Annotated in this window: 11 protein-coding genes; 3 read left to right on the forward strand and 8 right to left on the reverse strand. The window is 35.4% G+C overall.

Features of this window, described 5'->3' with window-relative positions:
* Nucleotides 1-84: 84 nt before the first annotated feature.
* Both V3565_RS01755 and glyS read left to right on the forward strand, forming a co-directional pair.
* The gene (locus tag V3565_RS01755; protein ID WP_455478618.1) at nucleotides 85-1,023 is read left to right on the forward strand and encodes a glycine--tRNA ligase subunit alpha; all 939 of its coding nucleotides are present in this window, start codon (nucleotides 85-87) and stop codon (nucleotides 1,021-1,023) included.
* Entirely contained in the window at nucleotides 1,023-3,245 is a 2,223-nt protein-coding gene (glyS, locus tag V3565_RS01760; protein WP_455478619.1) for a glycine--tRNA ligase subunit beta, read from the forward strand. Before V3565_RS01755 ends, glyS begins: the two co-directional genes overlap by 1 nt.
* Nucleotides 3,246-3,487: 242 nt before the next feature.
* Here glyS and V3565_RS01765 read toward each other — a convergent pair whose 3' ends face one another.
* The 8 genes from V3565_RS01765 to V3565_RS01800 all read right to left on the reverse strand — a co-directional run bounded on the left by V3565_RS01765 (nucleotide 3,488) and on the right by V3565_RS01800 (nucleotide 10,960).
* Nucleotides 3,488-3,982 carry a F0F1 ATP synthase subunit B gene (locus tag V3565_RS01765; RefSeq protein WP_455478620.1) on the reverse strand — a complete coding sequence of 165 codons (495 nt, stop codon included), beginning with the start codon at nucleotides 3,980-3,982 and terminating at the stop codon, nucleotides 3,488-3,490.
* On the reverse strand, nucleotides 3,979-4,560 hold the full coding sequence (locus V3565_RS01770) for a F0F1 ATP synthase subunit B (protein WP_455478621.1): 582 nt from the start codon (nucleotides 4,558-4,560) through the stop codon (nucleotides 3,979-3,981). The genes V3565_RS01765 and V3565_RS01770 overlap by 4 nt, the downstream gene beginning before the upstream one ends.
* Nucleotides 4,561-4,693: 133 nt before the next feature.
* Complete coding sequence (locus tag V3565_RS01775; protein ID WP_455466470.1) at nucleotides 4,694-4,924, reverse strand: F0F1 ATP synthase subunit C; 231 nt, start codon at nucleotides 4,922-4,924, stop codon at nucleotides 4,694-4,696.
* A gap of 54 nt (nucleotides 4,925-4,978) precedes the next feature.
* Nucleotides 4,979-5,737: a F0F1 ATP synthase subunit A gene (locus tag V3565_RS01780; protein WP_455478622.1), complete on the reverse strand. Its 759-nt coding sequence runs from the start codon at nucleotides 5,735-5,737 to the stop codon at nucleotides 4,979-4,981.
* Between the two features lie 23 nt (nucleotides 5,738-5,760).
* Nucleotides 5,761-6,171, reverse strand: coding sequence for an AtpZ/AtpI family protein (locus tag V3565_RS01785; protein ID WP_455478623.1), 411 nt, complete (start codon nucleotides 6,169-6,171; stop codon nucleotides 5,761-5,763).
* A 421-nt stretch (nucleotides 6,172-6,592) separates the two neighbouring features.
* Nucleotides 6,593-8,020 carry a ribosome biogenesis GTPase Der gene (der, locus tag V3565_RS01790; RefSeq protein WP_455478624.1) on the reverse strand — a complete coding sequence of 476 codons (1,428 nt, stop codon included), beginning with the start codon at nucleotides 8,018-8,020 and terminating at the stop codon, nucleotides 6,593-6,595.
* 4 nt (nucleotides 8,021-8,024) lie between these two features.
* Nucleotides 8,025-8,696 carry a DUF2659 family protein gene (locus tag V3565_RS01795; RefSeq protein WP_455478625.1) on the reverse strand — a complete coding sequence of 224 codons (672 nt, stop codon included), beginning with the start codon at nucleotides 8,694-8,696 and terminating at the stop codon, nucleotides 8,025-8,027.
* Nucleotides 8,697-9,190: 494 nt separating this feature from the next.
* On the reverse strand, nucleotides 9,191-10,960 hold the full coding sequence (locus tag V3565_RS01800) for an SLC13 family permease (RefSeq protein ID WP_455478626.1): 1,770 nt from the start codon (nucleotides 10,958-10,960) through the stop codon (nucleotides 9,191-9,193).
* Nucleotides 10,961-11,336: 376 nt separating this feature from the next.
* Here V3565_RS01800 and V3565_RS01805 point away from each other — a divergent pair, with 376 nt between their 5' ends.
* On the forward strand, nucleotides 11,337-13,025 hold the full coding sequence (locus V3565_RS01805) for a hypothetical protein (RefSeq protein ID WP_455478900.1): 1,689 nt from the start codon (nucleotides 11,337-11,339) through the stop codon (nucleotides 13,023-13,025).
* The last annotated feature ends 4 nt before the right edge of the window (nucleotides 13,026-13,029 follow it).

Consider the following 13,029-nt stretch of genomic DNA (forward strand, 5'->3'; position numbering starts at 1 on the left):
AATCATACGAAACAATAGACAGTAATGAAATTCTTTTAATCTCCATATGTTGATCAAATATTTTAAAGAGTGCACAAGGTAAAAATGCCTAAATATCTTAACCCTAAACGTTCTTTTCAAGGTCTTATATTGACTTTGCAAAATTATTGGGCTCACTATGGGTGCGCAATTTTACAACCTTATGATATGGAAGTTGGAGCTGGAACTTTTCATCCATCTACAACACTGCGTGCATTAGGACCAAATCCTTGGAAAGCAGCTTATGTACAGCCGTCTCGTCGCCCAATAGATGGACGATATGGTAAAAATCCAAATCGTTTACAGCACTATTATCAATTTCAAGTTCTTATCAAACCTTCTCCTCCAAATTTGCAAGAGCTTTATATAAAATCATTGCAAGCCATCGGCCTTGATGCAAAACTTCATGATATTCGCTTTGTTGAAGATGATTGGGAAAGCCCAACACTCGGGGCTTGGGGACTTGGATGGGAATGCTGGTGTGATGGAATGGAAATCTCTCAATTTACTTATTTTCAGCAAATTTGTGGTATTGATTGCGCTCCAGTTTCAGGAGAAATCACATATGGACTTGAACGTCTAGCCATGTACATCCAAGGTATTGATAATGTCTATGATCTTAACTTTAATGGTTTAGATGGAAAAAATAAAATAAGTTATGGAGATATTTTCCTACAAACAGAACAGGAATATTCATACTATAATTTTGAATTTGCGGATACCAAATTACTGCATCAACATTTTATCGATGCAGAATGCGAATGTATCGCACTTCTTGAAGCTGGAAAACCAAATAATAAAAATAACGTACATCGATGTGTTTTTCCAGCTTATGATCAATGTATTAAAGCCAGTCATATTTTTAATCTTTTACAGTCCCGTAGCGTTATTTCTGTAACAGAACGACAAAGTTACATTCTTCGTGTTCGTGATCTTGCACGCCGCTGTGGTGAAGCATTTTTACTTACTGAAGCTGGTCAAATTTGTAATAAAAGAGAATCTTAATGTCTAATCTCCTTCTTGAACTTTTCAGCGAAGAGATCCCTGCTTGTATACAGAGAAAAGCTGCTGCCGATCTCAAAAAATGTATTACAGATCAACTTGTAAATGCAGGTTTAACCTATGAATTTGCTCGTGAATATTGGACACCTCGTCGTCTTACATTAGACCTACGTGGTCTTTCTATGTTCTCAAAAGATATCTATGAAGAACGTAGAGGTCCCAGTACAAAATCACCACAGCACATGATTGATGGCTTTTTACGTGCAACAGGACTCCATGATATTTCTGAAGCTCACATTGCACATGACAACAAAAAAGGTGACTTTTATATTGCTAAAATCACTAAAAAAGGCCGAAATGCAGAAGAAATTATTGCAGATATTATACCGAATATTATCCGCAACTTTCCATGGCGAAAATCTATGCGTTGGGGTGAAGATTCAGCAAAAAGTGGAGCACTGAAGTGGATTCGATCCTTGCAAAATATTCTCTGTGTCTTCGGACCAGAAATTGGTGAAACACATGTTGTGTCCTTTACAATTGGTTCCCTTAAAAGCAACAATCTGACCTACGGTCATCGTTTTTTAAGTGATGGAAAACCTATACAAATCCGCCGTTTTGATGACTATATCGCCAAGCTGGAAGCCAATAAAGTCATTCTAGATGCAGAAAGGCGCAAGAATATCATATTAGCAGATGCTCAAAATCTCTGCTTTGCAAACAACCTAGAACTGGTTCAAGATGATGCTCTTTTAGAAGAAATTTCGGGACTTGTTGAGTGGCCTGTTGTTCTTATGAGCAGTTTCAACAAATCCTTTCTTGATATGCCACCAGAAATTATTCGCTTAACAATTCGAGCTAACCAAAAATGCTTTGTAACTCGCAAACAAGGCGAAAAAACTAAACTTTCTCATCATTTCATTCTTGTCTCTAATATTCTTGCAAGCGATGATGGCAAAGAAATTTCTAAGGGAAATAGCAGAGTTGTATGTGCTCGCCTTTCTGATGCACTCTATTTTTGGCAAACAGACCAACATAATTTACCAGATATAAAATACTTAAACTCCTCTGCTAAAAAGTTTGATCTGGATTTGAACAAACCTCTTGATCAAAGAATGGCACGACTTGATCATTTGAATGTCATTTTTCATGAAAAATTAGGAACACAAGGTGCAAGAATAGAACGTATAGCTGCTTTAGCGCAAAAAATTGCACCTTTTGTACAAGCAGATCCTCTATTAGCTCGACGGGCAGCAATACTCGCAAAAGCTGATTTACAGACAAAAGTTGTTGGTGAATTTCCTGAATTACAAGGATTAATAGGGCGAAAATATGCACTTCTTCAAGGAGAAGATATTCGCGTAGCTGAAGCAATCGAGGATCATTATAAACCTCGAGGATCTACAGATAGCACCCCACAAGAGCCTATTGCTATAACAGTTGCTCTAGCTGATAAAATCGATACACTCGTTGGTTTTTGGCTCATTAATGAAAAACCAACGGGTTCAAAGGATCCCTATGCATTAAGACGGGCAGCATTAGGAGTTATTAAACTCGTGCTATTGCATGACTGGACAATCAATCTTACACCAATTTTTAACGTAGCAATAAATCTTTTTTTACAGCAAAAAATCAAACACACAACATCCTTAAAAAAAGAACAACAATTGCACAATATATTTCCTGACAAAACAGGACATATTTTATCAGATCTTTTGTGTTTTTTTCATGAACGCCTAAAAATTTACCTTAAAGAGCAAGGTGCTCGTTATGATGCGATTGAAGCAATCTTAAACAAGGATACTGATGATTTTTTATTGGCTGTACGTCGTATCGAATCACTAATCGCCTTTATTAATACAGACGATGGAAACAATTTTTTAGCTGCTATAAAACGTACAGTAAACATTCTTGAGAATGAATTCCAAAAAGGTACAACAATCACAAATGAAGTTGATCCTGAATTATTTATTGAAGCAGAAGAAAAACAACTCTATAAAAAAATTATTGAAGTAGAAGAAAAAGTTGAGAACTACATAAATACAAAAAGTTTATCACTTTTACTAAATACTCTGATACCACTTGGAGAATGCATAAATATATTTTTTGAAAAAATATTAATCAACGATAACAATTACAATGTCCGCACCAACCGGTTGGCTCTTCTTAAGCGTATCTGCAATACAACACAAGCAATCGGAGATTTTTCAAAAATTGTAATCTGAAATCTGACATTCTATCAATAATTAAGAACAATAAAAATTAAGTTTTATATTCTTTAGTTCTCTTGTCATTAATTATATCTAAGAATATTATAGAATAACCTATCCTCGTAATTTAGATAACTCCCAAACATACAACAGCAGTATTAATTATCATTACAAAACAACTAATACAAAAATCTCTATTAGTATTGAAATACAATAAAATTACCTAAAATGATCTTTTTAAACTTACCCAATAATCATTAATTAAGGTATGCTTTCATTTTATTAAGAGACTCTTCAGCAATAGATTCCTTAATGAGCTTGCAAGCTTTTTCAGAATTTAATTCTTGCGCAATAAGCGTACACGCAGCAGAAACTGCTAAATCTATCGCAGATGAAGAAACCATACGTACAGCATCAACTTCTGCCTGAGCAATTTTCTGTTCTGCCAATTTATTGCGATTCCTTACATACTCTTCTGCTTTTATACGAGATTCAGCGATAATAGATTCAACCTCATGTTTAGCTGCAGCAATAATCTCTTGTGCATCCCTTTCTGCTTCTGCATGCTTACGCTGATATTCGGCTAGCATTTCCTGTGCCTCTTCACGAAGACGAAGAGCTTCATCAAGTTCATCCTTTATACGCTTTGCCCGCGCATCAAGATGACTCACAGCCATCTTAGGAATTTTGAAATAAACCAAAAGAGTTATAAAAATAACTAACCCAACGAATGCCCAAAAAGTATCGGTCATCTTTTTAATCCTCGGCAATCTGCAGCTTTAATAGCTGAATTAACAGAATCTTTACCAACATCAACAGCAATTAATTTTTTTACAATTTCAATAGCTAACTCTTCGGCAATTAAGCCAACATTTTGCATAGCTTTATCCCGAATCTTTGTTATTTGTTTTTCAGCATCTGCTAGCTTTTTCTCTAAGCTTGCTTCAATTTCTTTTCGCTCCATTTCGGCTTTTTCTTTTATCTCTTCACTAGCAGTCTGTGCCATAACGTGAGCCTGTAAACGAGCTTCCGCTAATTTCTGCTCGTAAGTTTCAACAACAACACATGCTTCCTGCTTCATACGCATTGCCTGATCTAAATCAGACGCAATCCGGTCTTTGCGTGTTTCAATAACACCACCAATACGCGGCACAATTACACGAGAGATAAAAAGATAAAAAAGCCCAAAAGAAACTGATAACCAAAAAAGATGCGAACCAAAATGCACAAAATCAAAAGGCGGAAATACACGATCTGCACGTCCTGCCACATTAGTTATATGCCCCATAGTTGTTTCAGTGATATTTGCATAAGCGCTGGAAACAAACATCTTCTTTTATCCTTCAAATAACTTATTAAGACCCTCTATTGCCAATGACGACTTAGCTAATATTCTTGTCATCAAAAATTAAAAGGATATATTTATTTTCATGCAGAAAACAAACATACCCTTTTGAAGATGATTAAACTGCAAAAAGAAGTAACAACGCAATCAGTAATGAAAAAATACCCAAAGCTTCTGTAACAGCAAAACCAAAGACTAAACGACCAAATTGACTATCTGCTGCTGATGGATTTCGTAACGCACCAGAAAGATAGTTACCAAAAATATTTCCAAGGCCTAAAGCTGTCCCTGCCATACCAAAACAAGCAAGACCAGCGCCAATATATTTTGCTGCAAGCACCAATTCCATATTATTCTCCTTTGAAGCGAAATTGCACTATTTGGCGGAAAACCGCCAGTTTTATTAATGTCCCGGATGAACTGCATCATTAAGATACATACAAGTCAAAACTGTAAACACATAAGCCTGAAGGAATGCAACCAAAAACTCAAGAGCAGTAATCGCTACAGTCATGATAAGCGGTAAAATTGAACCACCAACGCCCATAATTCCTACTCCGATCATTGAGACAATAAAGCCAGAAAATACTTTAAGGGTAATATGACCAGCAAGCATATTAGCAAAAAGACGAAGTGAAAGACTTATAGGGCGAGAAAAAAAAGAAATAACCTCAATCATAGTAACAAGAGGTAAAATTACAACAGGCACACCACTAGGAACGAACAATTTCAAAAAACTCATCCCATGTTTATAAAAACCATAAACAATCACCGTTAAAATCACCAACATAGCCAATGCAAAAGTAATCATAATTTGAGAAGTAATCGTATAAAAATAAGGGAAAAGACCAATAAAATTAGCAAGCAAAATAAATGTAAACAGAGAAAAAACCAAAGGAAAAAATTGCATGCCCTGCACGCCAGATGATTCCCGCAAAGTTGATGCTACAAACTCATATGCCATCTCTGAAACGGATTGCATCCGTGTCGGAACTAACCCACGACTCGACGAGGAAATAAAGAGAAAGACAGAAGCTACAACAACAGTAACCACTATAAAAAACGATACGTTTGTAAACGACAAATCCATATTTCCTATAGAAATATTAATTAACCGTGAAACCTCAAACTGATGAATAGGATCTGGAGCGTGCGATGTCACTTCAACCTCATTTACCGAACCTCTTATTGGCTCTTTTGATCTTGGCGCGATGCGCCACTTTGTCTAAATTTACTGGGGGCAATGTACCCCACAGAACGAAGAATACTTAATGTGCCAGAAGCAAATCCAAGAAAAAGGAAAAATACCAATCCCCACGGCAATGAACCTACCAGCTTATCGAACCCTAATCCCAACACGACACCAACAATAATGTTCGCAAGAAACTCGCTAGACAGCTTAACAGCACGTGCCATCCCTCCTTTTAACTCTTCCTCCTTCTTTTCAAACCTCTTTTTTTCTAACGCCTCTTTGCGCATCAAAGATGAAACTAAATTCCTACTACAATACCTAAAATCCCCTGAAGAAAAACTATTTCTTTGATTTTTTCCTTCAGTCTTTTTTGGGGGTACGATGGGATCGCTATCCCTTGCCATATATAATTGATTCCTTAATTAAAAAGCAAAGTTAAAACTCATCCAAAAAACTTGCATAGCATATTGTTACAGAATTTATTCGTCAAGTCGCCAAAAGAAATTTATCGCATAAAAATCTGTACTAAAATTTTATTAACTTCAGCTATTAATACATCCAAAGTAACCACTATAACCCGCTAACGATATATTACTGCTTCAATCTTAGACCACTATATATATCTTTATGTTATAACTCTAAAAATATACTAAGAAAATATTCACAACAGCAAATCAGAATCAAGTATAAATTTAAATACCGTATTTTCTGTAATTTAAGATAATAAAAGTTTTCTCTACACAATTAATTAGCAGTAATTCGTGAAAAAGCTTACTAAAAAACTAATCCTAGAATGCAAATTTATGCATTTTTCAAATAGAAAATTCATCTTTTTTTAGAGCGTGCTACAAAAGGATTATCATCTGTTCGTAATGATATACGAATTGGTACACCCAGCATATCAAATGCATTGCGCAATTCATTAGAAAGATAACGTAAATAAGATTGGGGCATGGCTTCTGATCGTGAGCAAGAAATAACAAACCCAGGAGGACGTGTTTTAACCTGTGTCATGTATTTAATCTTAAGCCGACGCCCAGAAACCACAGGAGGTGGATTATGTGCAATCACAGTTTCGAGCCATCGATTCAATCTGCCTGTGGAAATACGACGATTCCATACACGATGCATCATTATAACATTTTCCATAAGCTTATCAATCCCTTGACCATATTGACCTGATAAAGGGACAGCTCTTAAACCACGAACCTGAGGAAGAAGGCGAGCACACTTTTCATGTAAATCAAGTAATTTTATTTGACAATTTTCAACAAGATCCCACTTATTAAAGGCGATAATAGGAACGCGTCCCTCACGAATCACAAGATCAACAATTTGTAAATCCTGCTTTTCAAAAGGTGCCATCGCATCAAAAACAATCACTACTACCTCTGCAAAACGAATTGAACGCAAAGTATCCGCAGCAGAAAGCTTTTCTAATTTTTCTTGAATTTTCGATTTTCGACGCAAACCTGCGGTATCAAAAAGTTTAATGTGACGACCGCGCCATTCCCAATCTACAGAAATGGAATCACGAGTGAGCCCAACTTCAGGCCCCGTTAATAAACGATCTTGTCCCAACATTTTATTTATAAGAGTTGATTTTCCTGTGTTTGGGCGCCCAGCAACCGCAATTTGAACAGGCTTATTTTCATCGTAGATAATTCTTCCTTCTCCCAAATCATCTACATCACCACCATTAGATACAAGCCGCTCTACAATATGTTCATCTTCATTTTTATTCTCAAAAATTCGATCTCCTCCAATAATATTCATAATTGCATCATGAAGATCTGTAAAACCTAAACCATGTTCAGCAGATATTGAGCAAGGCTCACCCAAACCTAATGACCATGCCTCATGTTCATACCCTATTGCTACTTTTGATTCTGATTTATTGGCAACAAGTACAATCGGCTTTCCTGACTTACGAATCAGCGAGGCAAAATTTAAATCACTTGGAGTTATTCCAATCTTTGCGTCAAACATAAATAAAATAATATTAGCTTCATCTATAGCAGCTTTTGTATGAAAACGCATACGACCTTCAAGCGTATTATCGCACGATTCTTCTAATCCAGCAGTATCAATTACATCAAATCGCAGATCTTGCAGCCTGGCTGTATGGACACGTCGATCACGCGTTACACCCGGTTTATTATCAACTAAAGCTAACTTCAGCCCAACCAAACGATTAAACAAAGTTGACTTGCCAACATTAGGGCGACCGACTATAGCAATGGTAAGGCTCATCCATTCATCCCTTATTTGCCTTACCCTCAGCTTGAATAAGCTCAAGCATAATTTGTGCTCGATCGGTTATCTTTGATCCTAAAATACCTTCTGCAGAAATTTTCTGAAAATAAGAAACTGCATCACCAATCTTATTTGCTTTATAAGCCGCTAACCCCAAAGCTTCTCTGGCCAACGCACGCATAGGGCTAACATCATCTGCCATATCTCCAACGCGTTTTCTGACATCTTCTAATGTCCCTTTATCAACCAAAATATAAGCTGCTCGAATTTTTGCAACTTCTCGCAAAATTTGTGGTGCCCTTTCATCAGCTGCAACAGAGTCAAATATCTCCACAGATTTAACAGCATTACCTTGTTCCATTAATAAAGTAGCCTCACGCAAACGAGCAAGGAAAGGGTATCCTCCAAAATTAGTTGCTTTAACATTCTCTAATTGCTTTATCGCTTCATCAAAATTACGTTTATCCGCAAAATTAAGACCTTTTATAAACATATCACCAACATAACCAGCTTTCTTTATTTGCTCATGATGGTAAATTTGATAAATAGCTATTACTGATACAAAAGTTATAACTGCAACAACAACAAAAAGTCCATAACGTCTCCAAAAAGCAAGAGCTTTTTCCTGACGAAACTCCGCATTAACCTCAGCAATAAAACTATCATACGACATATCATCATACCTTAAAGAAAAATCTAATTCTTATACTTTTATTCACAAATGAACAAAAATGGTAGCCCTAATTAGCTAAATATCTTTAAACTGTTAACTTACCAATTTAAAATTAATGTGTATTCACGCAATTAAATTTCTGCAACAACATCAATTAAAAATGATGCAAATACCCTATATAGCTTTTATGTATTTTGAAATTTATCTAAATAAAAATCATCACTTCCTTAATTTTTAATATGGTATAATTATTGACAATTCTGATAATGCTATCTGTAATTTTACAAAAATGTATATACACTTATACGATCGGTAAAGACTTTAAGAACAATTATTACATTGCACTTTTTTTAATTTCCTACTACCTAACCACAATAAATAAGCCAATTTTAAACAAGCTATAATAAAAAATACAGCTAAATTTTCATAACTAAAAATAACCGAAGCCAAATAAGCAATTATGACTATTATGCAAAAATTTTAGATATATTCTGTTATAATGGCCAAATCCACATGAGCATTGGGATAGCAACAATGACTACTAATAATGCTAATGGAGCACCAAAACGTGGATAATCACTAAAACGGTATCCTCCTGGTGCCATCACAAGCATATTACTTTGATGTCCAATCGGTGTAAGAAATTCACATCCAGCACCAATCGCAACAGCCATAAGAAAAGCTTCAGGCTTGTAGTGCAAAGAATGAGCAAAACTTGATGCGATTGGTGCTACCATCATCACTGTTGCTGCATTATTCAAAAATGGCGTTACCAACATCGCTGTAACTAACATGAGTGTTAATGCACCAGATGGAGGCAAAAATACTGCTAATTGACTAAGCCAGTAACCTATAAGATCTGTACATCCCGTTTTCTCTAACGCTTCGCTGACCGGAATAAGAGCTGCTAATAATACCAATATTTTTCCATCTAATGCCTGATACAAATCACGCGCTGGTAAAACCCGAAAAATAACCATAGCAGCAGCTGCAAAAAAGAAAGAAAACGCCACTGGCATAACCTGAAAAGCCGTACAAATAATGGCTACAAATAAAATAGCTAAAGATACAAGACCATGTCGTAAATTACCAAACATAATATTGCGTTTTGCTAAGGGCAGACACTTCAATTCCCGTAACAGATTCGGAATAACTGCATCCTGCCCCTGCAAGACAATTACATCTCCAAGACGGAAAATAATATCGCCAAGCCTCCCTCGTACTCTTTCATGCTGACGACTTAACGCAAGCAAATTTACATCATAACGATCAAATAACAAAAGCCCTTTTGCACTGATACCAATCAGAGGAGAATTATGCGTAATGACCGCCTCAACAATATTAACATCGCTGTCTTTATCGCCAGGAGAAATGGTGCGACCAGTAGAAAATTCTAAACGTGCTGAATTGATGACGCTATCTAGCCCAGTATGTGAACCTTCTAGCAAAATAATATCGTTTTCAGAAAAAACAAAATCTGGTAATGGAGAAATAGATACTTTACTTCTAATTATCTGAATCACCATAACCTCACCACCTGACGGCTTAACGAGATCAATAATAGTTTTTCCTATAATCGGCGAATTCGTTGGAATACGTACTTCCGAAACGTAATTACGAATATCAATAGCATCATCAAATGATACACCTGAACACACACGAACAGGTAAACGCCAAGAAAAAAATACCAAATATAATGCGCCAACAGTAGCAATTGCCGCACCAACCGGCGTAAAATCAAACATGGTAAAAGGAGTTCCTGCTAAACGTTCTTGCATAGCAGAAATAACGACATTAGGAGAAGTTCCTATCTGTGTCATGAGACCACCTAACAAAGAACTAAATGCCATTGGCATCAAAAAGACAGAAGGCGAAACTTGTGAACGACGAGCAAATTGAAAAGCTATTGGAAGCATAATAGCCAAAGCACCAATATTTTTAACAAACATTGATAAAAACATTACAGAAATAACTAAAAAAGCCAATTGAAGACGAACAGATTTCACATCTGGCCATATCCGTTGGATGATAAATTCCATTATACCAGAGCGCGATACAGCCGTACTGACAATAAACACACTCCCCACAATAATAACGATATCGTTGCTAAAACCATTAAATGCCTCTTTCGGACTAACCAGGCCAACAGCGCATGCAATCAATAATGTACAAACAGCAACAAGATCGTAACGGTATCGATCCCAAATGAAAACGATCATCATAAAACCAATGATAGAAAAAGCCATTATTTGATCTTCTGTCATAACACCTATCTCTCCCATTAGCCTGATGAAGAACAACGCACCTTTTGCTTTTTAACCGTTCCTATAAAACTCGACAAGATACAAGAGAATATGGATATATTTTAAAGGGCAGTCTATCAAAGTGATAAACAAAATCATAATTAGATCCTACTTCTCCATTTACCATAGTAATTTTTTTATAGAATATTAAAATCAAAGAAAATTGGTGACTGTTAATAAAAGCATATTGAAAAAAAAAATAAAATGACTCTACATGCAAAAGAAGATAAAAATGGATAGTTTTTGAACTTATGCATGTCATATCTGAGCCTTTGGTGTTGCTTAGAGAAATTTATCTAAACTCTCACATCGAGTTATAAAAATGAAAAAGAAAATGATGATCAAATTTAACGATATGCACCAAAGTAACCTAAAGTATTGGCTAACATATATTGTTGGATTTGTTGCTGTTTTAGGAATCATAATTGTCAGTGGTTTTTACATAGCAAAGCCTCATCTTAATAATTTTGTAAAACGAGAAATAGCCCGCCGTTCTATAAAGGCAGAGACATCTGAAGTCAGCATCGCAGGCAAAATAAACTTGACGAATGTTATTATACAAATTCCTAATAACGTATCTCTAAAAATTGGCGCAATTTCAGCTCGTCCTCCGCTTTACTTTATTCCAGGAACTTTTACACTGTATAACGTTGATTTAAAGTACAATGATACTCATGTACAGATTCCTAAAATTTCTATTAATGGCGTATCTTTAAAAGGAAAAAATAACACTGTTGCATCTAACCTTTTGCAATCAATCATGCGGTTCAGATTCTCATCAATTATTGCACCAAATGTACTGCTTTCTATAGAGAATAAGAATAAACTAACCCAAAAAGTTATAATAAAAGATTTTCATCTTTCTGGCTTTAAAAATGGCCATATTCGTTCCATCGGTTTCAAAAACATGGATCTTAGAATAAGTGCAGCAAATAATACTAAACAAATGTATGTAACAGCAAAAAGCAGTACAGTAAAAGCTTGTGATATTGATATCATGTATGCCTATTCTATCATTTCTGGAAAAAGAGGTACCACCAATAAAGGAGAAACAGTTACTGGTTCTGTTTTTCTAGAAGATGTAATGGTCAATGTTTCTAAAGGAACGGAAAAAATCTCTTTTTCTCTTGGAAAATTTAAAACATCTGGCTTGAAAATGAAGCCATTCAAACAAACACCTGAAAAACTCATTGCAGCTTATCTTAATGCAATAAAAGAAAATGATCAGACCACAAAAAAAATAGCACAAAATGCTATTATCATAAACACTCTGCTTGCCATTACCTCAGCTGATGCACAACTGAATAAAGTTTCCATTAATGCACCACAACTAAATGCAACACTCAATTCATTCCAATTTGAACCAAGGCAATGGGAGCAACTTATACCTAAAAAGATTCTTCTCTCCCTCGATGAGGTTTCAGTTTTTCCCAAAAAAATAGAAAGAAAAGAATTAGATTTTCTCAAAAACATGAACTTGGAACGACTTGATTTTTCAGGAAAACTTGATCTTTTTTACGATGAAAAAAAACGTATACTCTTTCTTAATGGAATATCCTTCAACATAAAAGGTATTGGCTCTGGAGAAATATCAGCTGAAATTATTGATGTTGATCAAAAACTCTTCTCCGGTCAAAAAGATGAGATGATTGCTACCTCTCAAAATGTTGGTATCACAAAAATTGATCTACGCTATACAGATGCTGGTTTCATCGATAAGCTTTTTTCTTATCTTGCACAAAAACTAAACGACGAAAAACATGATCTTAAAAAAGAACTGTATAACAATTTCTATCTTATAATGACACAAAGCCCAAAAATTTTATTGAAAAATCATGATAAAGCTGAAAATATTTCAAAGTCCCTCGGTGAATTTTCTAAAAATCCACAAACATTAATAATTAAAATAATAGCGAAAGATAGCAAAGGTCTTACAATGGCTGATTTCAAAACCATCTTACAAAACGATCTTTCTAATGCTCTTAACAAAGTAAATTTAACCGTCAAGAGTAACTCATCACCCTAAACAA

The organism is Bartonella sp. B10, assembly GCF_053794435.1.